Origin of the sequence: Auraticoccus monumenti, from assembly GCF_900101785.1 — a bacterium.
In the GTDB taxonomy this organism is placed as follows: Bacteria; Actinomycetota; Actinomycetes; order Propionibacteriales; family Propionibacteriaceae; genus Auraticoccus; species Auraticoccus monumenti.
The window spans coordinates 886,939-908,988 of the sequence record NZ_LT629688.1 but is presented as its reverse complement, the minus strand read 5'-3'; the positions used below and the strand labels follow the sequence as shown (position 1 = coordinate 908,988).

Below are 22,050 nucleotides of genomic sequence, written 5' to 3'. Positions count from 1 at the left end.
CGCACCACCCGCCGCCGAGGGCGGCACAGGAAGGAAGTGACCTTGTCCGACACCGTGATCGTGCTGTCCGGGGGTCTGTCGCACGAGCGCGACGTGTCGCTGCGCTCGGGCCGGCGGGTGACCCAGGCGCTGCAGGACCTGGGCGTCACCGTGCTGGAGCACGACGTCGACCCGCACCTCATCACGCTGCTGCGCGAGCACGAGGGAGCGGTGGTGCTGCCGCTGCTGCACGGCGAGGCCGGTGAGGACGGCTCGCTGCGGGAGGTGCTGGACCTGCTGGAGGTGCCCTACGTCGGCTCCTCGGGGGCGGCCTGCCGGGTGGCCTTCGACAAGTCCATCGCCACCCGGGTGGTGGCCGAGGCGGGGATCCGCACCCCGGTGCAGGTGGCGCTGCCGCACGAGATCTTCCGTGAGCTGGGTGCCGCCGCGCTGGTGCGGGCGCTGGGTCAGCGGATCGGCTTCCCGATGATGGTCAAGCCCTCGCGCAGCGGGTCGGCGCTGGGCTGCACCCGGGTGGACGAGGCGAGCCAGCTCCCCGGGGCCATGGTCGCGGCCTACGCCTACGGCTCGGTGGCCGTGGTGGAGGAGTTCGTCACGGGGACCGAGGTGGCGGTCGGGGTGGTCGAGCGCAGCGGTGGCCCCGAGGCGCTGCCGGTGGTGGAGATCCGTCCGGAGTCCGGCACCTACGACTACACCGCCCGCTACACCGCCGGCGAGACCCGGTTCCTCTGCCCGGCCGAGCTGAGCGAGGAGAGCGCCCGGGCCTGCGCGGAGATGGCCCTGCGGGTGCACGAGGTGCTCGGGCTGGCCCACCTCTCCCGGACCGACATCATCGTCGACGAGCAGGGCGTCCCGGTGTTCCTGGAGACCAACGTGGCCCCCGGGCTGACCGCCACCTCCACGGTCCCGATCGCCCTGGAGTCGGCCGGGCTCGGCTTCGGCGAGGTGCTGCTGGAGCTGGTCGATTTGGCCCGCCGCCGGCACCGGACGTGACCAGGTCCAGGCGGCCGGAGGCCTCCCCGTGCTCCTGACCCGGCTGAAGCAGCTCCTGGTGGTGGTGGTGGCGCTGGCCATCGCCAGCGGCATGGTGCGTCTGGGCTACTGGCAGCTGGACGTCTACCGCGACCAGGCCGACGGGTACGCCCTCCAGCGCGCGGCCGAGCCGGCCCGGCCGCTGGCCGAGGTCGCCCCGCCCGGGGAGCTCTCCCAGGACGGCTACGGCCGCACGGTGACCGCCTCGGGCCGCTACGAGCCCGGGACCCAGCTCCTGGTGCCCGTCGTCGAGCGCCCGGGCCACTACCGGGTGGTGACCGCGCTGGTGCAGTCCGACGACAGCCGGGTGCCGGTGGTGCGCGGGGAGGTGGAGCTGCCCGGCGAGGCCCCGGAGGCGCCCGCCCCGCCGGAGGGTGAGCAGCAGCTGGCCGGCATCCTGCTCCCCTCGGAGGCCTCCTCGGAGACGCCACCGACCGCGGACGGCCAGCTGGGCTCGGTGCGGCTGTCGGAGATCGCCCAGCTGTGGGACCCGCCGCTGGTCAACGGCTTCGTCACGCTGGACGAGGCGGGGGCGGCGGCCAACGGCATGGCCCACGCGGAGGTGACGCTGCCCGACGGCGAGGGCCAGCTGCGCAACGGCGGCTACGCCCTGCAGTGGTGGGTCTTCGCGGTCTTCGGCCTGCTGATGGCCGGGTTCATCGCCCGGGACATCGGACGCCGGGACGTCGCCGCCCGCGAGGCCGCCGCCGCACCGGCGTCCCCGGCCGACGTCTGAGCCCGACCCCGGGGGCACCCGGCACAGCCTGTCGGCCGACGGTGGACCGGTCCGCTCTACCCTCGGCGGATGACCCCGCGACACCTGATCACCACCTACCCCTGTGCCGTGCTGATGGTGGTGCAGCTGACCAGCATCCTGGTCTACCCCTTCCTCGACGGCGAGGCGCTGGGACGGGCGCTGTTCTCGGTGGTCAGCGTGGTCGCGGTGGCGCTCGCGGTCTACGCCGTCCGGGAGACCCCGGCGCTGACCTGGGTGTCGATCATCCTCGGCGCCCCGCTGCTGGTGCTGACCTTCGTCGAGGCGGCCGTCCCGCACCCGGCGGTGGTGCTGGCCTCCGGGGCGGTGCACGCGCTCTTCTACTACTACACGGCCTACGCGATGATCCGCTACATGTTCGACGACGACCACGCGACCGTCGACGAGGTGTGGGCCACGGGAGCCGCCTTCACCGTGCTGGCCTGGGGCTTCGCCTACACCTACTCCGTGGTCCAGATCATCTGGCCGGGCTCCTTCACCGCCGGGGTGGACCCGGACCAGGCGCGGACCTGGATGGAGCTGCTCTTCCTGTCCGTCACCACGCTCACCAGCACCGGGCTCTCCGACGTGGTGCCCCTGCTCCCTCACGCGCGGTCCTTCGTGATGCTGGAGCAGATCGCCGGGATGCTGTACCTGGCCCTCGTGGTGGCCCGGATCGGGGCCCTGCTGGCCCGTCGCGGTGTCACGCACGTCCCGAAGGGCTGAGGGCGCCGGTCCCGACGCGCCGCGCGCCCGGTCGTGATGTCCTGGGTGGCCACGGTCGTCCGCACCAGCACGACCCGGCGAGAGGAACGACATGCAGAAGCTGTCCCTGACCGCGCTGGCCCGCCAGCAGCTGGAGAGCGCGAGGAGCGCCTCGAGCGGGCGGAGCGCCGACACCGTCGTCGGCGGTCACGAGCACGTGCTGCGCCAGACCGTGATCGCGCTCACGGCGGGCTGCTCGCTGCAGGAGCACGAGAACCCGGGGGAGGCCACCGTGCACGTGCTGCAGGGGCGGGTGGTCCTGAGCTCCGGCGACGTGGCCTGGAGCGGTTCGGCGGGTGACCTGCTGATCGTGCCGCAGGCTCGTCACAGCCTGGAGGCGGTCGAGGACTCGGCCGTGCTCCTGACGGTGGCGAAGCTGCCGGACTGAGGGCGCTCGACGGCCGTGCCACCTCCGCGGCACGGCCTCAGCCCCGGTCCGCCGCCTCGCCACGCAGGGTCACCGCCGAGCGGACGACCGACGCCACGGCCCTGCGGCGGTCCCCCGCGGGCCAGGCGATGACCGTGGTGATGTGCGGTGCGTCGACGACCGGGACCGCGGCGTGCTCGGGCCACTGCCAGGCGCGGCTGGAGGCGGGGATGACCACCAGAGCCCGACCGAGCGCCACCAGCTGGGCCAGCTGGGACTGGGTGCGGACCTCCGGCCCAGGGCCCTCCGGGTAGCCACCACCCAGACGGGGCCAGCGGGCCATCGGGAGGTCCGCGACGTCGCTGACCTCGGCCAGCGTGACCTGCGGGCGTGCGGCGAGCGGGTGGGACGCGGGCACGACGGCCACCTGGGGCTCGGTGTCCAGGTCCTCGGTCGCGAAGCCGGCGAGGTCGTCCACCGGCCGGTGCATCAGCGCGAGGTCGGCCCGGCCGTCGCGCAGCAGCCCGGCCTGCTCACCCACCTCGCAGAGCAGGACCTCCACCGGCGCCGTCCCGGGTCGGGCCGCCAGCGTGTCCAGCAGCCGGCTCAGCACCTCGTGCGAGGCTCCCGCCTTGGTCGCGAGCACCAGCGGACGCCGTGGGTCCCCCGCGCGGCGCGTCCGGCGACCGGCCGCCGCCACCGCGTCCAGGGCCGTCCTGGCCTCACCGAGGAGCACCGTGCCGGCCTCGGTCAGGCTGACCCCACGGCGGTCGCGCTCCAGGAGCTGCACCCCGAGCCGCTGCTCGAGCTGGCGGATCGCCCGCGAGAGCGGCGGTTGGGCCATCACCAGCCGCTCGGCCGCCCGGTGGAAGTGCAGCTCCTCCGCCACGGCCACGAAGTAGCGGAGCTCGCGGGTCTCCAGGTCGTCCACGCGCCCAGCGTAGGCGCCCCCTGATACCGACGGGGTATCACGAGGTACTGGACCGGTCTTGGACGGCTCCCGCCGCGCGCCCCGAGCATGGAGGCATGGGAAGCACGAGGACGGCGCTGGTCACCGGCGCGAACAAGGGGATCGGCTTCGCCATCGCCCGGGGGCTCGGCGCGGCCGGTCTCCGGGTGGCGGTCGGGGCGCGCGACGAGCGCCGGGGTGAGGAGGCCGCCGAGCGGCTGCGCGGCGAAGGGCTCGACACCTTCGCGGTCGTCCTCGACGTGACGTCGGAGGAGAGCGTCGCGGCGGCCGCGGCGCTCGTCGAGGAGCGGGCCGGAGGGCTGGAGGTCCTGGTCAACAACGCCGGCATCGGCGGGCGCACCGACGGCGGCGCCCAGGACCCCACCACGCTCGACCTCGACGTCGTGCGCACCGTGCTGGAGACCAACGTGCTCGGCGTGGTGCGGGTGACCAACGCACTGCTCCCGCTGCTGCAGCGTGCCCGGTCGCCGCGGATCGTCAACGTGTCGAGCAACATGGGCTCGCTGGCCCTGCAGACCGGCCCGGTGATGGCCGCCTACGCGCCCTCGAAGTCGATGCTCAACGCCCTCACCGTCCAGTACGCCCGCCGGCTGGCCGACACCCCGGTGGTCGTGAACGCCGTCTGCCCGGGCTACGTGGCCACCGACTTCACCGGCCTCGCCTCACCCCGCACCCCGGAGCAGGGGGCGCAGATCGCGGTCCGACTCGCCACGCTGCCCGACGACGGGCCGCGAGGCGGCTTCTTCGACGACGACGGGCCGGTCCCCTGGTGAACCCGGCGGCGGTCCCGGGGCGAGGAGGCTGAGGTCGAGGTCGGCGGTCGCGTCGACCGCAGCGACCAGCGCGGCGGTGTCCAGGCGTCGCACGGGCTCGGGCACGTCATCGTGCTGGCGGTCGCCGGAGGACGTGAGCTGCTCCGATGAGTTCCGTCGCCGCCCCGGGTCCCACCTGGCAGCACCGGCAGAACCACCCACGAGGAGACCGACGTGTCCGCCCAGAGCTACCTGACCACCATCGAGAACCGCACCGGCCTGACCCCACGGGAGCTGGTCGCCGCGGCGGCGGAGGCCGGGTTCTCCGGGTCCGCCGTCCCCGCCGGCCCGCTCTGCACCTGGTTCAAGGAGACCTACGGCCTGGGGCACGGCCACGCCATGACGATGGCGCGGGTCGTCACGCAGCTGGACCGGGTGGACGCCCGCAACGAGGGCGTCACCGAGCCGCCGGAGGGCAGCATCGGTCGGCTCTGGCTCGACGGGGTGGCCTCCCTGCCGGGCTGAGGTCGGACCGGGGCGTCACCGGAGGCGGTGGTCCTCGGCGCCCTAGGGTCGGTGCGTGGACGACGACCTGCTGGCCGGGACCCGGACCGCCTACGACGCGGTGGCCGAGAGCTACGCCCGGATGCTGCCGGACACCCGCTACGAGGCGGCCCTCGACCTCGCGATGGTGGAGCACCTCCTCGTCCGGCTCGGTCCCGGCGCCCAGCTCCTCGACGCGGGCTGCGGCACCGGGCGGATGCTCACCCACCTGACCGCGCTGGACCCCACGCTCCGGCTGTCCGGGGTCGACCTCTCCCCCGGCATGGTCGCCGTGGCCCGCCGGGCGCACCCCTCGATCGACCTGGCCGTCGCCGACCTCGCCGCGCTGCCGCACCCCGACGGCGAGCTGGACGGCGTGATGGCCTGGTACTCGATCATCCACACCCCACCCTCCGCTCTCGCACCGCTGCTGGGTGAGCTCCACCGGGTCCTGCGGCCGGGAGGTCTGCTGCTCCTCGGCTACCAGGCCGGCACCGGGCACCGGGTGATCGACCGTCCCTACGGGCACGACGTGGAGCTGGGCGCGTTCCTGCACCACACCCCGTACGTGTGCGACGCCCTGCTCCGGGCCGGCTTCACCGTCGACACCGTCCTGGACCGGGGGGCGCGTGAGCAGGAGCGCCACCCGCAGGGCTTCGTGCTGGCCCGGCGTCCGTACCCGGCGGGGCGGACCGGCTCAGCCGGGCAGCACGCGCTCCATCACCGCCTGGGCGTTGGCGCGGCCCACCCCGTGGCAGAGCACCCGACGCCCCGCCGACGGCGCGGTGGCCGGTAGACCGGTGTGGACCACGACGGCGTCCGGGCGCTCGGCCAGCAGCGCGGCCAGGGCACGGCCCTCCTCCCGTTCCGGGTGCGGCTCGCGGACCAGCACCAGGGTGGTGCCGCCGTCGGGCAGCGGCTGGTCCGACGGGACCGGGCCCGCCTGACCGAGGGCCTGCAGACGTCCGGCCAGGGCCGTGCCGAAGGCGCTGGTGGTGCGCCCAGCCGCCAGGTTCTGCCGCGGACGGAGGTCCACCAGCTGCACCGGCCCCCGCCGGACGACGTCGCCGTCGACTCCCAGGGACCGCTCGGCGGCCTCGCGCCCCACCGCCGCGAGTCCCTCCAGGGCCGCCGCCAGCTCCGGCCGGGGACGGGCCCGTCGCTGCGCCGCCCGCAGCCCCAGGGCCCGGTTGCGGGACGCGGAGCGCTGCAACCGGACCAGCTCCAGCCTCCCGTCTGAGACAGCGGCCACCAGCGCGGTCCAGGCCTGCCAGAGCATCGCCTCGGCGTCGCGTTCCTGAGGGGCGTCCAGGCACAGCAGGTCCGCCCCCGCGGCCACGGCCGCCACCGCCGCCGCACCGAGGTCGTCGCCCACCGCGCGCATACCCAGGGCGTCGGTGACCACCGGCCCGGCGAACCCCGAGCGCCGCAGCATCCGGCTCGACCACGGCTCCAGGGACGCCGGGCCCTCCCCCAGCGCCCGCACCACGACGTGCGCGGTCATCACCGCGTCCACCCCGGCGGCCACGGCCGACCGGAACGGGGGCAGGTCGCGCCGCTCGAGCTCGTCCAACCCCACGTCCAGCACCGGGAGCGCCACGTGGGAGTCCACCGAGGTGGCGCCGTGGCCGGGGTAGTGCTTGGCGCAGGTACCGGACCCGCCGGCGCGGACCCCGGCCACGAAGGCGGCACCGTGGCGGGCCACCGAGGCCGGGTCGGCGCCGAAGGACCGTGTCCCGATCACCGGGTTCCAGGGCTCGCTCGCCACGTCCAGGCAGGGGGCCAGGTCGACGTCCACCCCGACGGCGTGCAGCAGCCCCCCCAGGGCGCGGCCGGCTCGCCCGGTGAGGTCCAGGTCGTCCACCACCCCCAGGGCGGCGTTGCCGGGCAGGTCCGAGCCCTCGGCCGCCTGCAACCGGGTGACGTTACCGCCCTCTTCGTCGACGAGCACCACGGTCCCGGGGGCAAGGGTGTGCAGCTCGTCGCACAGACGCCGGGCCGTGGGGAGGTCCGGGACGTTCTCCCCGAAGAGGCACACGCCGCCCAGACCGGACACGGCGGGCGTCAGCCAGCCGGGCAGCTCGGTGCCGGGGAAGCTGGCCATCAGCACCCCCAGGGCCGCCCGCGCCACCGGTCCCCTGGTCAGCTCGCCCACGTCCACGGCTCCTCCTGCTCCCCGACCACCACCGCCGTCCGACGACCGGCCCAGTCTGCCCCGTCAGGACCGGTCCGTGCTGCCAGTCGGTGCACCCCCGGCGCGGTGCGAGAGGGTGGTTCCGTGACCACCGAACCCCTCAGCCCCGGTCCGAGCGACGACGTCCTGGTGGGCCTCGACGTCGGAGGCACCTCCACCAAGGCGCTGGTGATGGACGCCACCGGCCGGCTGCTCGGTCACGCCGTGGCTCCGGGAGGCAACCACCGCAGCTCCACCGGCGACGTGTCGCTCTACCTGCGCGAGGCCGTCCGCACCGCCCTCGGACCCGTACCCGGTTCGGCCGTGCGGGGGGTGGCCGCGGGCATCGCCGGCGCGGCCGCTGCCCTGGACGAGGTCACCGAGCGGGTGACGGGCGCGCTGGCCGCGCTGGGGGTGTCGGCCCCGGTGGACGTGCGCACCGACCTGGACATCGCCTTCCTGGCCGCTGCGCCCGGCGGTGACGGGGTGCTCCTGCTCAGCGGGACCGGTGCGGTGGCGGGGCGGTACCAGGACGGCCGGCTGGTCCAGCGCTGCGACGGCCTGGGATGGCGGCTGGGTGACGAGGGGTCGGGGTGGTGGATCGGGTCCACCGCGGTCCGCGCCGCCGTCGCCGCCCTGGACGGCCGCGGCCCCCGCACCCTGCTCGAGACCGAGCTCGCGACGGCGCTGCAGGTACCGGCGACCACCGGCGACCCGCGCCAGGACTGGGTCCACGCCACCGCGGGTCTCGAGGCACCGGACCTGGCACGTCTGGTCCCGGTCGTCGTCCGGTGCGCAGCCGACGGCGACGCGGTGGCGACGGAGGTCCTCACGGACGCAGCCGGACGACTGATCACGACCTTCTCCGCGGTCGCCACCGGGTCGCCTGTCCACGACGCGGTGCTGGCCGGCGGGGTCCTGACCGCGGCCGGCCCGGTGCGCGAGGAGGTGAGCCGGGTGCTGCACCAGCAGGGCCGTGAGGTCCACCTCAGCACCCACCCGGTCCTGGGCGCCATGGTGCTGGCCGCAGACCTGGTCGGGTGGTCCTCCCCCGACGTCGGTGGGCTGGTGCCGCCCGCGCCGGTCCGCCTGTTCGGAGACTTGTCGACTTAGACACTCCGGATCGACGGTAGGCTCGCCATGGTCGAGCGAGGAGTTGATCATGGACGAACACGGTGTGCGTGGAGCCCTGACCCGGTACCGGGTGATGGCGTGGGTGGTCGGGGTGCTCCTCGTGGTGCTCGTGTGCGTCGGTCTCCCACTCAAGTACCTCGGGGGCAACGACCTCGTCGTGAACGTCACCGGTGTCCCCCACGGCTGGCTCTACATGCTGTTGTTGATCACCGCCGTGGACCTCGGCCGTCGTGTGCGATGGCCGTGGTGGCGCCTGTTGATCATCGCCCTGGCGGGCACCGTGCCGTTCCTCTCCTTCGTCGCGGAGAGGTACGCCACGGCGGACGTGCGGCGTCGTACGCCGGCGGCCGGGGCCCAGGACACCTCACCGGTCATACCCGGCTGAGTTCCTACCTTGTGTCGACATACCGATCTAGTGCTTTAGCGTTTTGATGCTTTAGCGATCCAGCAGATCCGCCAGTCGCTGCAGGTCCTCCGCCGAGGCGAAGTCGATCACGATCCGGCCGCGTCGGGCGCTGCCTTCGACCCTCACGCGCGTGTCCAGGCGGTCGGTGAGCCGGTCCGCGACACGCGACGCACCTTCTGGCAGTTCTCGGGGTCGTCGGCGTCGGGGCGAGCGTTCCTCACCCAGCTCCCCCATCGAGACGAGCTCCTCGGTCGAGCGCACCGACAGACCCTCGGCCACGATCCGCTGGGCCATCCGCTCCTGGCCGGCGGGGTCGGTGATCATCAGGAGCGCCCGAGCGTGCCCGGCGCTGATAACCCCGGCCGCCACCCGCCGTTGCACGCTCGCAGGGAGACGCAGCAGGCGGATCGTGTTGCTGATCTGCGGCCGCGAACGGTGGATCCGTCGTGACAGCTCCTCCTGCGTGCAGTCGAAGTCCTGCAGCATCTGCTGGTACGCCGCAGCCTCCTCCAGCGGATTGAGCTGGGCCCGGTGCAGGTTCTCCAGCAGGGCGTCACGGAGGAGGTCGTGGTCCTCGGTGCGGCGAACGATGGCCGGGATGGTGGCCAGACCGGCTCGTTGGGTGGCACGCCACCGGCGTTCACCCATCACCAGCTCGTAGCCGTCGTCGCCCAGAGGGCGGACCACCACGGGTTGGAGCAGCCCGACCTCCTGGATGGACGCCACCAGCTCGGCCATGGCGTCCTCGTCGAACTCCGTCCGGGGCTGCCGGGGGTTGGGGACGATGGACGCCACCGGCAGGTCGGAGAAGGACGAGCCTTCGGGTACGGGGACCAGCGCCGGCTCCTTCTCGCGGGCGCGTGGTTCCTCCGCCGCCACGGTCTCGTCCGATTCGCGTGCCGGTTCGGGGGAGTCGGTGCGCTGGAACAGCTCACCCAGACCGCGCCCGAGCCCTCGTCGTTCTGCGGTGGCCATCAGTACGCTCCTTCCGCGCCGCGGGCGGCGATGTCGCGGGCCGCACTCAGGTAGGCGACGGCTCCCGCGGATCCGGGTTGGTAGGACAAGACGGTCTGACCGTAGCTGGGCGCCTCGGACACCCGCACCGAGCGGGGGATCACGGTGCGCAGCGTCTCCCGGGCGAAGTGGCTCCGCACCTCGTCCGCCACCTGACCGGCCAGTCGCGTCCGGGCGTCGAACATCGTCAGGAGGATGGTGCTCAACCGCAGCGTGTCGTTGAGGGATCCCTTCACGATCTGGATCGTCCGCATCAGCTGCGACACCCCCTCCAGCGCGTAGTACTCGCACTGGATCGGGATGAGGATCTCCTGAGCAGCCACCAGGGCGTTCACGGTGAGGAGTCCGAGCGACGGGGGGCAGTCCAGGACGATGTAGTCGACGTCGTGCATGGCGCGGTACTCGACGAGCGCGTGCTTGAGCCGGTTCTCCCGGGAGGAGACCGACACCAGCTCGATCTCCGCCGCGGCCAGGTCGATGGTGGCAGGGAGGACGTGCAGCCTGGGGGCCTCCGGCGAGGCGACGACGTGCTGATCAACACGGTGTCCTTCGATCAGGACCTCGTAGGTCCCACCCACACCCTCGTGATGATCAACTCCGAGGGCGGTCGAGGCGTTGCCCTGCGGGTCCAGGTCGATCACCAGGACGTCGAGTCCGCCGAGGGCCAGGGCGGCAGCGAGGTTGACCGCGGTGGTGGTCTTCCCCACCCCGCCCTTCTGGTTGGCGATCACGATCGTGCGGGGCGCCTGAGGGCGGGGGAGGGGGATGTGTGTTTCACGTGGAACACCCTCGGGGGTGGGTCGCTCAGCGCCACCATCCAGTTCGTCCGCGGTCTCGACGACCGCCCGACGGGGTACTCCGGGCTCCGACCCACTCGACTCCACCGGGTTGGTCACAGGCTCTCCAGTTCGTGGTTCCACGTGAAACTTCGGGTCCGCACGCGAGCGCACCTCATCGACCTGACCCTACCCAATCGCGGGCGTCGATCGGCTCACCACGGCCATGGCCGAGTGGGCGGGTTCACCGCTCAGTGGCCGTCGCGAGCTCGACCTCAGGCCAGGGGGCCGGCAGGTCGTCCTCAGGTACGGCCCACACCTCCACGCTGTACGGCGACCAGGCGCAGACGGTCCGCTCCCGCTCAGGAGGGACCTGGAACCACAGCTGGTCGTCCCAGGGATCGGCGTAGAGCTGCACCCCCTGACACCGGTGGTAGGCCAGCGCCACCAGCACGTCGCCGGTGTCTCGGGCCTCCGCCAGAGCGGCCGCGCCCCGCTCGTCGAACGCAGCCAACAAGCGCTCCAACGGCTCGTCCACCAAGGTCGGCCGTCCCGCGCCCAGGCGTCCTCCAGGTCGCTGCGTGGGACCTTGGACTCGGACCAGGACGCCACCTGGCGTCCCACCCGCGCGCCGGGCTCACCGTCGACGAACGCACATCCGGCCATCATCGTCGAGGCCGTCAACACTGACATGAAGCAGACGACAAAGCGCCCTATCGACTTATCGACGTCGCAGTCGGACAGCTGTGGTCGGGTCGCTGCTCGGGTGGGCACGCACCGACAGTACGTCGGCGGAGAGTCGCGCCGAGTGGAGCTGCTTGTGGGCGGCCCGCACCTCGTCGGGTGCTGAGGCGCCCTTGAGCAGCACCATCTCCCCGTCCTCGTCCATCAGCGGAGCGCACCAGGGGATGAGCTTCTGCAGGGAGCCAACGGCACGACCGGTGACCACCTCGTAGGTGTCCTCGTGCTGCTCGGCCCGCCCGCGGACCACCCTCACGCGCTCCTCCAGACCCAGCTCGTCTACGACCAGCTCGAGGAACTCGGCCCGACGCTGCAGCGGCTCCAGCAGGGTGATGCCGAGGTCGGGGCGGGCCAGCGCCAGGGGGATGCCGGGCAGCCCGGCGCCGCTGCCGACGTCGACGAGGTGCACGCCCTCGGGCAGCAGCGAGGCGATCGCCACCGAGTTGAGCACGTGCCGGGTCCAGAGCCGACCCTGCTCGCGCGGTCCGATCAGACCCCACTCGCTCCCACGGCTGAACAACATGTCGACATAGCGCTCAGCCTGCTCGACGGCAGCGCCGAAGACCTCGGGCACCTCGACCGGTCGACGCTCCGGTGCGTCCGACCCGGTAGGGCCCCCAGCCGGGGCCCCGGTCTCCTCGACCACCTCGATCAGGCCGGGAGGACGACGACGCGCCGCTGGGGCTCCTCGCCCTCGGACTCGCTGCCGAGCCCGGCCTCAGCCACCGCGTCGTGCACGATCTTGCGCTCGAAGGGGTTCATCGGGGCCAGTCGCACCGGCTCGCCGGTGTCGCGGACCTCCTGCACGGCGTCCGCGGCCAGACCACGCAGCTCACGGCGACGGCGGTCCCGGTGCCCGGCGACGTCCAGCATCAGCCGGCTGCGCCGACCGGTCTCGGTCATCACGGCCAGCCTGGCCAGCTCCTGCAGGGCGTCCAGGACCTCCCCGTCACGCCCCACCAGGACGTCGGCCTCGGTCACCACCGAGACGTGGGCGCGCCCACCCTCGGTGAAGGTGTCGATGTCGCCGTCGAGGTCGGCGATGTCCAGCAGCTCCTCGAGGTAGTCCGCGGCCACCTCACCCTCCAGGTCCAGGGGGTCGACGTCGGCGTCGTCCCCAGCGGCGGCGGTCTCAGCAGCCTCCTCGTCGGGGGCCGCGAGGGCCACGTCGTCGGTGCGCTTCTCGGTGGCGTCGACCGACGACTCGTCGGGCTGGACCTCACGGACGGCGTTCTCGCTCATCGAGACACTCACTCTCTGCTCGTGCTGCGCGGGGAGGCTCGTGCTCCCCGGGGGGTCGGTGGTGCGGGACGTCACCCGCGGTCGGGCCGGTGCGCCCGTGGCGGACCACGGGCACCGGGGACCTAGGCCCGCGGGCCGGTGCCGCCCTTGCCGCCACGCTGGGACCGCGTCTGACGACGGGGCTGCTGGCGCTGGACGACCTGCCGCTGCACGCCCCCGGCGGTGGTCGCCGCCGCCGGCTCGTCGGGCAGACCCTTGTCGTGGCGGGCTTTGCGGACCTGCTCGGCCGCCATCTTGTTCGGGTCGTGGCCCTTGTTCCGCTGGCGCTCCTCCCACTGCGTGTAGGCCTCGGTGCCTGGCGCGGGGTTCCTGCGGATGATGTAGAACTGCTGGCCCGCCGTCCAGATGTTCGAGGTCAACCAGTAGATGAGGACACCGACCGGGAAGTTGACGCCACCCACGGCGAAGACGACCGGGAAGAGGTACAGCATGATCTTCTGCTGCTGGGCGAAGGGGCCCTCGAGGGCCTCCTTCGGCATGTTCTTGCGCATCAGCTGGAGCTGGGTGAAGAACATGGTCGCTGTCATCAGCAGGATCAGCACCACCGTGATGACCTTGACCTCCCACAGGGGAGAGCCCAGGAAGGTGTCGGAGATGCGGGCGCCGAAGATGGTGCTCTCGCGCAGGGACGTCACCAGCACCGAGTTGCCTTGGAGCCAGCTGCCGACCGCGTCGTCGGGGTTCACCGCGCGCGCGGCCCCGTTGAGCACCTGGAAGAGCGCGAAGAAGATCGGCATCTGCAGCAGGAGCGGCAGACAGGACGCCATCGGGTTGACGCCCTCCTCGCGGTAGAGCTTCATCGTCTCCTGGCCGAGACGCTCCCGGTCGTGCGCGTACTTCTTCTGCAGCTCCCGCATCTTGGGCTGGACCAGCTGCATGTTGCGCGAGGACTTGATCTGCTTGACGAACAGCGGGATCGTCAGGATCCGCACGACCACGGTCAGGCAGACGATGGCCAGGGTCCACGTCCACCCCGAGTCGGTGCCCAGCAGCGGCGACCACAGGTAGTGGAAGAGCACCAGCAGACCCGAGACGGCCCAGTGCAGCGGCGTCATCAGCATGTTGAAGAAGTCGCCGATCGACGACCACACGCTGAGGGGCGCCAGCAACGGCACCAGGGTCGTAAGCAGTCCCTCTAGCAATTCACACCTCGTGTCCGGCCCGGCGGGGAGCCGTGTCTGATGGACCCCGAGCGGAGATGGTCTCCTTCGGGGAGGTCGGGGCCACGACGGCCGCGACGGGGTCGGTCGGGTTCGACTGCTGCTGCTCGATCCGCCACTCCTCGGCGGCGACCGTCCCTGGTACCGGATCGTACCCGCCGGGTGCCCAGGGGTGGCAGCGAAGCAGCCGGCGGGCGGCCAGGCCGCTGCCCCTCCAGGAGCCGTGGACGGTGACCGCCTCGAGGGCGTAGGCCGAGCAGCTGGGGTGGTAGCGGCACACCTGGCCGTAGAGCGGGCTCACCACGAGCCGGTACACCTTCAGCAGCGCAATCAGCACGTGCCTCACGGCGACACCCGCTCCAACCGGGAGCGCACCTTGCTCAGGGCGGCCTCCAGGTCGGGGGCCACCAGCTCGGGCTGCTGCGCGGACGCGGGCAGCGCACGCACCACCAGCGTCAGGTCCGAGGGCAGGGTGGTGACGTGCGGCGCGACCAGGTGGCGGAGGCGACGCTTCACGCGGTTGCGCTGGACGGCGCCACCGACCGCCTTGGAGACGACGAGACCGACCCGGGTCGGTGCGCCGGAACCCGGCTCGTCCACCCGCGCGTGCACGACGAGGCTGGCTCTCCCGGCCCGCACCCCACCACGGATCGTGCGGGCGAAGTCGCCCGACGACCGCAGCCGGTGCGCAGCCGGGAGCACCGGCGTCAGGCGGAGAGCTCGGAGCGACCCTTGCGGCGGCGCGCGGCCAGGATGGCGCGACCCGCGCGGGTACGCATCCGCAGCCGGAAGCCGTGGGTACGGCTACGACGGCGGTTGCTCGGCTGGAACGTGCGCTTGCTCATGAAGAGCTCCTGTGATCGATCTGCAGAGGTCAGTGCCGCACCGTCCGCGCACCCTGACAGGGCGTCACCGGTCCAGCGACCTGCCCACGATACGCGGGCGGTCGGAGAGGGTCAAAATCGGGGCGGATGAATGCACGACCTCCCCGTGTCCAGCCGACACGCCGCAGCGGAGCCCACCGGCTGCGGCTGTGGGTTGCCAAGGCCTCCGGGCGTTGTTAGGTTCCCGGGGTCAGCAGGACGCGCACACCGTCACAGCACCGGACCCACCGCAGGGCGGAGCCGTTTGACTTTCCCACATCCTGTGGACAACGGTGTGGACTGCTGGTACGACAGGACCGCACGCCCGCCACCAGTGGGCCCGAGCGCCCGGGGGGCACGCGTTGACCGAACCCTCCCCGGAGGCCATCGACTCCGCCTGGCACCAGGTCGTCAGCACCGCCCCCCACGAGGCCCGCGCCTGGCTCCGCACCACCCGCCCGCTCGCCCTGCACGGCAGCACCCTGGTGGTCGCCGTCCCCAGCGAGTTCGCCCGTCGCCAGATCGAGAACAAGCACCGCGAGGGCATCGAGGAGCGGCTCAGCTCCCACTACGACCGCCCGACCCAGCTGGCGCTCAGCGTCGACACCACGCTGGCCGAGAACGAGCCGCAGCCCGCCCTGGAGCTGGACGGCTCGGTCGACCAGGACGCGGACCAGCACCCGGTCCCTCCCAGCTCGTCACCCTTCACCACGCGCGAGCCAGCCCCGCACCACGCCGGCGCGGCCTCACAGGGAGCCACCCAGAGCCGGCTCAACCCGCAGTACACCTTCGAGAGCTTCGTCATCGGCTCCAGCAACCGGTTCGCCCACGCCGCGGCGGTCGCGGTGGCCGAGGCACCGGGCAAGGCGTACAACCCGCTGCTCATCTACGGGGAGTCCGGGCTGGGCAAGACGCACCTGCTGCACGCCCTGGGCCACTACGTCCGCAACTACTACGAGCGCGTCCGGGTCCGCTACGTCTCCACCGAGGAGCTGACCAACGACTTCATCAACGCGATCTCGGAGAACCGGACCGCTGAGTTCCGCCGGCGCTACCGCGACGTGGACGTGCTGCTGATCGACGACATCCAGTTCCTGGAGAGCAAGATCCAGACCCAGGAGGAGTTCTTCCACACCTTCAACACGCTGCACAACGCGCAGAAGCAGATCGTGATGACCTCCGACCGCCCGCCGAAGGCGCTGGAGGCCCTGGAGCCGCGGCTGCGGAGCCGGTTCGAGATGGGTCTGCTCACCGACGTGCAGCCGCCGGACCTGGAGACCAGGATCGCCATCCTGCGGCGGAAGGCCTCCCAGGAGCGGCTGACCGCGGGGCCGGAGGTGCTGGAGTTCATCGGCAGCCGGATCCAGACCAACATCCGCGAGCTCGAGGGCGCGCTGATCCGGGTCACGGCCTTCGCCAGCCTCAACCAGCAGCCGGTGACCATGGAGCTGGCCGAGGAGGTCCTGAAGGACCTGATCCCCCCGGGTGGGGAGGCCGAGATCTCGATCACCACGATCATCGCCACCACCGCGGCCTACTTCGACCTGACCATCGACGAGGTCTGCGGCGGCAGCCGGACCCAGCAGTTGGTCCAGGCGCGCCAGATCGCCATGTACCTGTGCCGGGAGCTCACCGACATGTCGCTGCCCAAGATCGGGCAGGCCTTCGGCCGCGACCACACCACGGTGATGCACGCCGACCGCAAGATCCGCACCCAGATGGCCGAGCGCCGCTCGACGTACAACCACGTCACCGAGGTCACCAACCGCATCAAGCAGGCCGCGCACCGCTGACCCGCCGTCCCCCGCCCGACGACCCCTGCCTGCGTGTATGTTGTCCCGGTCTCGGTCGGCGTGTCCCGGCGCGTCCGGGTCCTCCCGTCCCACGACGTACACGTCCTCAGGGCGACGCGGTCCCCAGCGCCCCGTCCCGGTGATCTGGTCCTCACCGCGGTCCCGCTGCCGACCCTGGCTGCACCGCCCCGCCTCGGGTCCTGCGTCGACGCCAGGAGGCTGCCGCACAGAGACCCGCCCTGAGGACCTGTAGCCCGTCAGCCCGCCACCGGACGACACACCGCGCCACGCCGGACGAGACCGGGACGACATACACGCGGTCAGGGGGTCGGGCGAGGTGCGAGCGGCCAGAGAGGGGGACGAGCGGCGATCACCGGACGTTCTCCGTGCCTTCTCGCGGCGGCCAGACCAGTAGCAAGGTGGACCGAATTCCACGCGTGGAACTCTTACCCACAGGATGTGCACACAGCTGTGGACAACTGGGGACGACTCGGGACCACACCCTCCGCGCCTGGGGACGCGCCACCGGCCGGTACCCACCTGCGCACAAGTCCTCCCCGTGTAGTTCGTGGTTGTCCCTCCGCCCGTCCACGGGCCCGAACGCGTGCTGACCAGGGGTGATGGCGGTCGTCCACAGGATCCACAGAGGTGATGACGACGATGAGCTGACACAGGGAGAGAAGGGTTCAAAGCCACGGGACCACCAACCTGTGGACGGACCGTCCCCGACCGGCCAGCCACCCCCACCCGCACCGACCCTGTCGCGGGCCGCCACCGGACCGGACCACGCTCCCGCGGTGGCCCACTGGTCTCGAGCATGGCTAGAGTTCCCAGCACTGCCCTCGCCGCAGCCGCGCCCAGCACCCCGGGCCCGCAGGTCGCCGAGGACCTATGATCGACCGCGCTGCGGTGTCCGAGGAGGACTAGTGAAGATTCGACTGGAACGGGACGTCCTGGCCGAGGCCGTCCAGTGGGCTGCGCGCAGCCTGCCGACCCGGCCCAGCGTCCCGATCCTGGCGGGCCTGCTGCTGCGTGCCGAGGGCGACTCGGTGGTGCTGTCCAGCTTCGACTACGAGACCTCCACCCAGGTCCACGCCCGTGCCGAGGTCAGCGACGAGGGCCAGGTGCTCGTCTCGGGCCGGCTGCTCTCCGACATCTGCCGCTCGCTGCCGGGCAAGCCGGTCGACATCACCGCCGACGACTCGCGGATGGAGCTGGTCTGCGGCAGCGCCCGCTTCACCCTGCAGACCCTGCCGGTGGGGGAGTACCCGGCGCTGCCCTCGATGCCGGAGCAGACCGGCACGGTGGCCAGCGACGCCTTCGCCCGCGCGGTGTCCCAGGTGGTGGTGGCCGCCGGCCGCGACGAGCTGCTCCCGGTCTTCACCGGCGTCCGGATGGAGATCGACGGCGAGACCATCTCGCTGCTGGCCACCGACCGCTACCGGATGGCGCTCAAGGAGCTCAGCTGGTCCCCGGCCTCGCCCTCGGCCAGCGGCGCCGCCCTGGTGCCGGCCAAGGTCCTCTCCGACACCGCCCGATCCCTGACCGCCGGCGAGAACGTGTCGGTCAGCCTCTCCGCGGCCTCCCAGGGTGACGGCCTGATCGGCTTCGAGGGGGCGGGCTCGGGCGGTCAGCGCGAGACCACCACCCGGCTGCTCGACGGCGAGTTCCCCAAGGTCCGCCACCTGATGAGCATCCAGCCCCAGCTCACCGTCCGCGGCAGCACCCAGGAGATCATCGACGCCGCCAAGCGCGTCGCCCTGGTGGCTGAGCGCAACACCGCCCTGCGGATGCTGATCGGTGACGGCTCGATCACCCTCGAGGCCGCCACCGGCGACCAGGCCCAGGCCTCGGAGGCCCTCAGCGCCACGGTCGACCTGCACGGTGCGGCCGAGCCCTCGCTGGACGCCGCCGGCTTCAACCCGAGCTACCTGCTGGACGCCCTGGGCGCCCTGGACGCGCCCTACGTGAACCTGTCCTTCACCGTCCCCGGCAAGCCCTGTCTGCTGACCGGTCTCGCCGAGATCGACGGCGAGCCCCTCACCGACTACCGGCACGTCATCATGCTGATGCGTCTGCCGGCGACCCGCTGACCTGACACCCGAACACCACCAGAAGGGGACCACACCATGCAGCTGGGACTGATCGGCCTGGGCAAGATGGGCGGCAACATGCGCGAGCGGGTCCGCCGCGCGGGGCACACCGTGGTGGGTTACGACACCGACCCCGAGCTGTCGGACTCCGCCAGCCTCGCCGACATGGTGGGTCAGCTGACCGAGAGCCCACGGGTGGTGTGGGTGATGGTGCCGGCCAAGGTGGTCCGCCCCGTGGTCGAGGAGCTCGCCGGCCTGCTGGACGAGGGCGACGTCGTCATCGAGGGCGGCAACTCCAAGTGGATCAACGACCACCACCACGCCGAGCTCCTGGCCGAGCGCGGGATCGGGTACCTGGACTGCGGCGTCTCCGGCGGGGTCTGGGGGCTGGAGAACGGCTACGCCCTGATGTGCGGCGGTCCCGAGGAGGACGTGGCCAAGGCCAGGCCCGTCTTCGACGCGCTCAAGCCCCCCGGTGACTTCGGCTTCGTGCACGCCGGCAAGGTGGGCGCCGGCCACTTCGCCAAGATGGTCCACAACGGCATCGAGTACGCGATCATGCAGGCCTACGCCGAGGGCTGGGAGCTCCTGGCCGCGTCGGGTGAGGTGACCGACGTCCCCGCCGTGTTCGAGTCCTGGCGCGAGGGCACGGTGATCCGCTCCTGGCTGCTCGACCTGGCGTGCCGCGCGCTGGCCGACGACCCCAACCTGGAGGGCATCCGCGGGTACGCCGAGGACTCCGGGGAGGGGCGCTGGACCGTCGAGGCCGCGATCGACCTGGCTGTCCCGGCCCCCGCCATCGCCGCCTCCCTCTTCGCCCGGTTCTCCTCGCGCCAGGACGACTCGCCGGCCATGAAGATGGTCGCCGCGATGCGGAACCAGTTCGGCGGCCACGCCACCCTGGCCGAGGACGCGGGCGACCTGCGCAGCGACACCAGCGAGTCCGGTCCGGGCGCCGAGGGCGTCAGCAAGGTGTGACGGGCTCGGCCCCCGGCGTGCCAGCCGCGCCCGGGCGGGGAGCCCGGGGGTCGGTGCGCACGGGCGTCCGGGAGGGGGTGGGCCGGTGTTCGTCGACCACCTGACCCTCGCGGACTTCCGCTCCTACGTCTCGGTGGACCTCGACCTCGAACCCGGCGTCACCACGTTCGTGGGCGCCAACGGCCAGGGCAAGACCAACCTCGTGGAGGCGGTGGAGTACCTCTCCACGCTGTCCTCCCACCGCGTCTCCACCGACACCCCGCTGGTGCGGGTCGGGGCCGAGCGCGCCGTGGCCCGGGCCCGCGTGCGGGCCGGGCGCGAGGACGACCGGGCGCTGGTGCTGGAGGTCGAGATCACCCCGGGCAAGGCCAACCGGGCCCGGCTCAACCGGGCCCCGCTGCGCAGCGCCCGCGAGCTGCTCGGCGCCCTGCGCACCGTGGTCTTCAGCCCCGAGGACCTGGCCGTGGTCAAGGGCGACCCGTCGGAGCGCCGGTCCTTCCTGGACGCCCTGGTGGTCAGCCGCTGGCCGCGGCTGGCCGGGGTGCGGGCCGACTACGACCGGGTGCTGCGACAGCGGACCACCCTGCTCAAGTCGCTGTCCGGACGCTCCCGGGCGATGGGTGACGCCGCCTCCACGCTGGAGGTCTGGGACGACAACCTGGCCCGGCTCGGGGCGGAGGTGCTCCAGGCCCGGCTGCAGACCCTTCGCGACCTGTCGCCCCACGCCTCCCGCTGGTACGCCGACATCGCACCCACCAACAACACCGCCACCCTGCGCTACCGCAGCGCCCTGCTGCCCGAGGAGCTGGAGCCGGCACCCGACGAGCCGGTCGCCACCCGCGACGAGCTGGTGGCGCTGATGCTGGCCGAGCTGGCCCGCCGCCGCGCCGACGAGCTGCAGCGCGGCCTCACCCTGGTCGGCCCGCACCGTGACGACGTGGTGCTGGGGCTCGGCGCGCTCCCGGCCAAGGGCTACGCCAGCCACGGGGAGTCCTGGTCCTACGCGCTGTCGCTCCGCCTCGGTGCGATGTCGCTGCTGCGCAGCGAGGACGTCCACCCGGTGCTGGTGCTCGACGACGTGTTCGCCGAGCTCGACGCGACCCGCCGGGAGCGGCTGGCGGTGGGGGTGGCCGACGCCGAGCAGGTGCTGGTCACCGCCGCGGTGGGGGCCGACGTCCCGGCCGTCCTGCAGGGTCACCAGTTCGACGTCGCCGGGGGGGAGGTGCGACCTCGTGCCTGATCCCGAGGAGCACGGACCGGCCGGAGCCGACGACGGGCGAGCGGCGTCCCCGGAGGAGCCCGCGGCCCCCGAGCACGACGACACCGGTCTCGACGTGGCGCGCAGCATCAGCCGCCAGCTCCGGGCCACCGGTCCCGGCGCCGCGGCCCGGCGACGTCCCCGCCGCCGCGACCGGCCCGGCGGGGTCCAGGTCTCCGGCTCCGGCCCGGACGGACGCGACCCCCAGCTGATCGGTCAGGCGCTGGAGTCGCTGCTGGCCCGCCAGGGCTGGACCACCGAGGTCAACCTCCACCTCCTGCTAGGACGATGGGCGGCCCTGGTGGGTGCGGTCAACGCCGAGCACTCCCGACCCGAGGGCTACGCCGACGGCGTGGTCGCCGTCCGCGCCGACTCGACCGCCTGGGCCACCTCGTTGCGGACGATGGCCCCGCAGCTGGTGGCCCGTCTGAACGAGCAGCTGGGTCAGGGGACGGTCACCCGGATCGAGGTGAAGGGACCCGACGCCCCCTCCTGGAAGCACGGTCGGCGCAGCATCCGCGGCGCGCGGGGACCGCGCGACACCTACGGGTGACCCGGACCCGTCCTACCGTGGCGGCCAGCGACGAGGCGACGGACCGGAGGACAGGGCCATGGGTCAGGCATCGGCAGGCGGCGGCAGCACCGACGTGGTGACCGCGAAGATGCGGGAGCTGGTGCGGACGGTCGTGCGGCACGGGATCGGTCCGCTGAGCGCGTCCAGGCCCTGGGCCGAGGAGCGCCGGCAGCGCAGCGGCGGTGACGTCGAGGCGGCGGTGTCCACGGTGGTGAACGAGTCGGCCACCGCCGCGGCCACCACCGGCTTCGTCACCGGTCTCGGCGGACTGCTCACCCTGCCGGTCGCGCTGCCCGCCAACGTGGCCGGGTCGCTGGCGATGAACGCGCGGATGGTCGGGGGACTGGCCCACCTCCGCGGTCACGACCTCGAGGACGAGCACAACCTGGAGCTCGTCGAGGTCGTGGTGCTCGGCGGTGGCGGTCCCCAGCGGCTGATCGGCGAGCTGGGCAAGCGCTCGGGGGTGAGGCTGGCCGCCTCCGTGCTCCGGGCGGTCCCGGTGATCGGCGGACTGGCCAACGGTGCCGCCGACGCCGGACTCACCGTCGCCCTCAGCCGCAGCGCGCTGCAGGCCTTCCCGCGGCGCTGACCACCCCCGGACC

At 72.7% G+C, this 22,050-nt stretch carries 26 protein-coding genes; 15 read left to right on the top strand and 11 right to left on the bottom strand.

The features are described from left to right. The first annotated feature begins 42 nt into the window (after nucleotides 1-42). The 4 genes from BLT52_RS04060 to BLT52_RS04045 all read left to right on the top strand — a co-directional run bounded on the left by BLT52_RS04060 (nucleotide 43) and on the right by BLT52_RS04045 (nucleotide 2,939). Nucleotides 43-993 carry a D-alanine--D-alanine ligase family protein gene (locus tag BLT52_RS04060; protein ID WP_090596280.1) on the top strand — a complete coding sequence of 317 codons (951 nt, stop codon included), beginning with the start codon at nucleotides 43-45 and terminating at the stop codon, nucleotides 991-993. A 28-nt stretch (nucleotides 994-1,021) separates the two neighbouring features. Next, a complete protein-coding gene (locus BLT52_RS04055; RefSeq protein ID WP_090590884.1) occupies nucleotides 1,022-1,768 on the top strand; it encodes an SURF1 family protein in 747 nt (248 codons plus the stop codon). A 69-nt stretch (nucleotides 1,769-1,837) separates the two neighbouring features. Next, nucleotides 1,838-2,512 (top strand): ion channel, encoded by a 675-nt coding sequence (locus tag BLT52_RS04050; protein ID WP_090590882.1) that lies wholly within the window; start codon nucleotides 1,838-1,840, stop codon nucleotides 2,510-2,512. A gap of 91 nt (nucleotides 2,513-2,603) precedes the next feature. Further along, the gene (locus tag BLT52_RS04045; protein WP_090590880.1) at nucleotides 2,604-2,939 is read left to right on the top strand and encodes a cupin domain-containing protein; all 336 of its coding nucleotides are present in this window, start codon (nucleotides 2,604-2,606) and stop codon (nucleotides 2,937-2,939) included. A gap of 37 nt (nucleotides 2,940-2,976) precedes the next feature. Here BLT52_RS04045 and BLT52_RS04040 read toward each other — a convergent pair whose 3' ends face one another. Continuing rightward, entirely contained in the window at nucleotides 2,977-3,849 is an 873-nt protein-coding gene (locus BLT52_RS04040) for a LysR family transcriptional regulator (RefSeq protein ID WP_090590877.1), read from the bottom strand. Between the two features lie 95 nt (nucleotides 3,850-3,944). Between BLT52_RS04040 and BLT52_RS04035 the strand changes: the two genes are divergently transcribed. From BLT52_RS04035 to BLT52_RS04025, 3 genes are all read left to right on the top strand, one after another. Next, nucleotides 3,945-4,661 carry an SDR family oxidoreductase gene (locus BLT52_RS04035; protein WP_090590876.1) on the top strand — a complete coding sequence of 239 codons (717 nt, stop codon included), beginning with the start codon at nucleotides 3,945-3,947 and terminating at the stop codon, nucleotides 4,659-4,661. A gap of 213 nt (nucleotides 4,662-4,874) precedes the next feature. Beyond that, a complete protein-coding gene (locus tag BLT52_RS04030) occupies nucleotides 4,875-5,165 on the top strand; it encodes a DUF4287 domain-containing protein (protein ID WP_090590873.1) in 291 nt (96 codons plus the stop codon). A 55-nt stretch (nucleotides 5,166-5,220) separates the two neighbouring features. Continuing rightward, nucleotides 5,221-5,979 carry a class I SAM-dependent DNA methyltransferase gene (locus tag BLT52_RS04025; RefSeq protein WP_090590872.1) on the top strand — a complete coding sequence of 253 codons (759 nt, stop codon included), beginning with the start codon at nucleotides 5,221-5,223 and terminating at the stop codon, nucleotides 5,977-5,979. Here the strand turns inward: BLT52_RS04025 and BLT52_RS04020 are convergent. Further along, entirely contained in the window at nucleotides 5,881-7,338 is a 1,458-nt protein-coding gene (locus BLT52_RS04020; RefSeq protein WP_197679183.1) for a glycoside hydrolase family 3 protein, read from the bottom strand. The genes BLT52_RS04025 and BLT52_RS04020 overlap by 99 nt on opposite strands. Nucleotides 7,339-7,461: 123 nt before the next feature. On the opposite strand from BLT52_RS04020, the gene BLT52_RS04015 reads away from it, so the two are divergent. Together BLT52_RS04015 and BLT52_RS04010 are read left to right on the top strand one after the other, a co-directional pair. Further along, nucleotides 7,462-8,469: an N-acetylglucosamine kinase gene (locus BLT52_RS04015; protein WP_090590869.1), complete on the top strand. Its 1,008-nt coding sequence runs from the start codon at nucleotides 7,462-7,464 to the stop codon at nucleotides 8,467-8,469. Between the two features lie 49 nt (nucleotides 8,470-8,518). Continuing rightward, nucleotides 8,519-8,875, top strand: coding sequence for a DUF3817 domain-containing protein (locus tag BLT52_RS04010; RefSeq protein ID WP_090590868.1), 357 nt, complete (start codon nucleotides 8,519-8,521; stop codon nucleotides 8,873-8,875). 51 nt (nucleotides 8,876-8,926) lie between these two features. On the opposite strand, the gene BLT52_RS04005 is transcribed toward BLT52_RS04010, so the two are convergent. The 9 genes from BLT52_RS04005 to rpmH all read right to left on the bottom strand — a co-directional run bounded on the left by BLT52_RS04005 (nucleotide 8,927) and on the right by rpmH (nucleotide 14,734). Then, a complete protein-coding gene (locus BLT52_RS04005) occupies nucleotides 8,927-9,871 on the bottom strand; it encodes a ParB/RepB/Spo0J family partition protein (RefSeq protein ID WP_090590865.1) in 945 nt (314 codons plus the stop codon). After that, entirely contained in the window at nucleotides 9,871-10,794 is a 924-nt protein-coding gene (locus tag BLT52_RS04000; protein ID WP_090596277.1) for a ParA family protein, read from the bottom strand. The genes BLT52_RS04005 and BLT52_RS04000 overlap by 1 nt, the downstream gene beginning before the upstream one ends. Nucleotides 10,795-10,930: 136 nt before the next feature. Further along, the gene (locus BLT52_RS03995) at nucleotides 10,931-11,200 is read right to left on the bottom strand and encodes a hypothetical protein (protein WP_157676961.1); all 270 of its coding nucleotides are present in this window, start codon (nucleotides 11,198-11,200) and stop codon (nucleotides 10,931-10,933) included. Nucleotides 11,201-11,407: 207 nt separating this feature from the next. Continuing rightward, complete coding sequence (rsmG, locus tag BLT52_RS03990) at nucleotides 11,408-12,001, bottom strand: 16S rRNA (guanine(527)-N(7))-methyltransferase RsmG (RefSeq protein WP_231946494.1); 594 nt, start codon at nucleotides 11,999-12,001, stop codon at nucleotides 11,408-11,410. Between the two features lie 77 nt (nucleotides 12,002-12,078). Further along, entirely contained in the window at nucleotides 12,079-12,669 is a 591-nt protein-coding gene (locus BLT52_RS03985) for a Jag family protein (protein ID WP_090590861.1), read from the bottom strand. Between the two features lie 122 nt (nucleotides 12,670-12,791). Continuing rightward, complete coding sequence (gene yidC, locus BLT52_RS03980; protein ID WP_231946600.1) at nucleotides 12,792-13,790, bottom strand: membrane protein insertase YidC; 999 nt, start codon at nucleotides 13,788-13,790, stop codon at nucleotides 12,792-12,794. Between the two features lie 82 nt (nucleotides 13,791-13,872). Continuing rightward, nucleotides 13,873-14,235: a membrane protein insertion efficiency factor YidD gene (gene yidD, locus BLT52_RS03975; RefSeq protein WP_090590857.1), complete on the bottom strand. Its 363-nt coding sequence runs from the start codon at nucleotides 14,233-14,235 to the stop codon at nucleotides 13,873-13,875. Next, nucleotides 14,232-14,591 carry a ribonuclease P protein component gene (rnpA, locus tag BLT52_RS03970; protein WP_090590855.1) on the bottom strand — a complete coding sequence of 120 codons (360 nt, stop codon included), beginning with the start codon at nucleotides 14,589-14,591 and terminating at the stop codon, nucleotides 14,232-14,234. The genes yidD and rnpA overlap by 4 nt, the downstream gene beginning before the upstream one ends. A gap of 5 nt (nucleotides 14,592-14,596) precedes the next feature. Further along, nucleotides 14,597-14,734 carry a 50S ribosomal protein L34 gene (gene rpmH, locus BLT52_RS03965; protein ID WP_090590853.1) on the bottom strand — a complete coding sequence of 46 codons (138 nt, stop codon included), beginning with the start codon at nucleotides 14,732-14,734 and terminating at the stop codon, nucleotides 14,597-14,599. 380 nt (nucleotides 14,735-15,114) lie between these two features. Between rpmH and dnaA the strand changes: the two genes are divergently transcribed. From dnaA to BLT52_RS03935, 6 genes are all read left to right on the top strand, one after another. Continuing rightward, the gene (gene dnaA / locus BLT52_RS03960) at nucleotides 15,115-16,545 is read left to right on the top strand and encodes a chromosomal replication initiator protein DnaA (protein ID WP_231946493.1); all 1,431 of its coding nucleotides are present in this window, start codon (nucleotides 15,115-15,117) and stop codon (nucleotides 16,543-16,545) included. A 926-nt stretch (nucleotides 16,546-17,471) separates the two neighbouring features. Continuing rightward, nucleotides 17,472-18,638 carry a DNA polymerase III subunit beta gene (gene dnaN, locus BLT52_RS03955; RefSeq protein WP_090590849.1) on the top strand — a complete coding sequence of 389 codons (1,167 nt, stop codon included), beginning with the start codon at nucleotides 17,472-17,474 and terminating at the stop codon, nucleotides 18,636-18,638. A gap of 36 nt (nucleotides 18,639-18,674) precedes the next feature. Beyond that, nucleotides 18,675-19,616: a phosphogluconate dehydrogenase (NAD(+)-dependent, decarboxylating) gene (gene gnd, locus BLT52_RS03950; protein WP_090590846.1), complete on the top strand. Its 942-nt coding sequence runs from the start codon at nucleotides 18,675-18,677 to the stop codon at nucleotides 19,614-19,616. An 85-nt stretch (nucleotides 19,617-19,701) separates the two neighbouring features. Continuing rightward, nucleotides 19,702-20,856: a DNA replication/repair protein RecF gene (recF, locus tag BLT52_RS03945; protein ID WP_090590844.1), complete on the top strand. Its 1,155-nt coding sequence runs from the start codon at nucleotides 19,702-19,704 to the stop codon at nucleotides 20,854-20,856. Next, on the top strand, nucleotides 20,849-21,427 hold the full coding sequence (locus BLT52_RS03940; RefSeq protein WP_090590842.1) for a DUF721 domain-containing protein: 579 nt from the start codon (nucleotides 20,849-20,851) through the stop codon (nucleotides 21,425-21,427). The genes recF and BLT52_RS03940 overlap by 8 nt, the downstream gene beginning before the upstream one ends. Nucleotides 21,428-21,485: 58 nt before the next feature. Continuing rightward, nucleotides 21,486-22,037, top strand: coding sequence for a hypothetical protein (locus BLT52_RS03935; protein WP_090590839.1), 552 nt, complete (start codon nucleotides 21,486-21,488; stop codon nucleotides 22,035-22,037). Nucleotides 22,038-22,050 lie beyond the last annotated feature (13 nt).

Bases quoted from the DNA above. Each gene is read 5' to 3' on its own strand.
- BLT52_RS04050 (WP_090590882.1), top strand. From the start codon at position 1,838: ATGACCCCGCGACACCTGATCACCACCTACCCCTGTGCCGTGCTGATG.
- BLT52_RS04045 (WP_090590880.1), top strand. From the start codon at position 2,604: ATGCAGAAGCTGTCCCTGACCGCGCTGGCCCGCCAGCAGCTGGAGAGC.
- BLT52_RS04035 (WP_090590876.1), top strand. From the start codon at position 3,945: ATGGGAAGCACGAGGACGGCGCTGGTCACCGGCGCGAACAAGGGGATC.
- BLT52_RS04010 (WP_090590868.1), top strand. From the start codon at position 8,519: ATGGACGAACACGGTGTGCGTGGAGCCCTGACCCGGTACCGGGTGATG.
- BLT52_RS04005 (WP_090590865.1), bottom strand. From the start codon at position 9,871: ATGGCCACCGCAGAACGACGAGGGCTCGGGCGCGGTCTGGGTGAGCTG.
- BLT52_RS03985 (WP_090590861.1), bottom strand. From the start codon at position 12,669: ATGAGCGAGAACGCCGTCCGTGAGGTCCAGCCCGACGAGTCGTCGGTC.
- yidC (WP_231946600.1), bottom strand. From the start codon at position 13,790: ATGCTGATGACGCCGCTGCACTGGGCCGTCTCGGGTCTGCTGGTGCTC.
- rpmH (WP_090590853.1), bottom strand. From the start codon at position 14,734: ATGAGCAAGCGCACGTTCCAGCCGAGCAACCGCCGTCGTAGCCGTACC.
- gnd (WP_090590846.1), top strand. From the start codon at position 18,675: ATGCAGCTGGGACTGATCGGCCTGGGCAAGATGGGCGGCAACATGCGC.
- BLT52_RS03935 (WP_090590839.1), top strand. From the start codon at position 21,486: ATGGGTCAGGCATCGGCAGGCGGCGGCAGCACCGACGTGGTGACCGCG.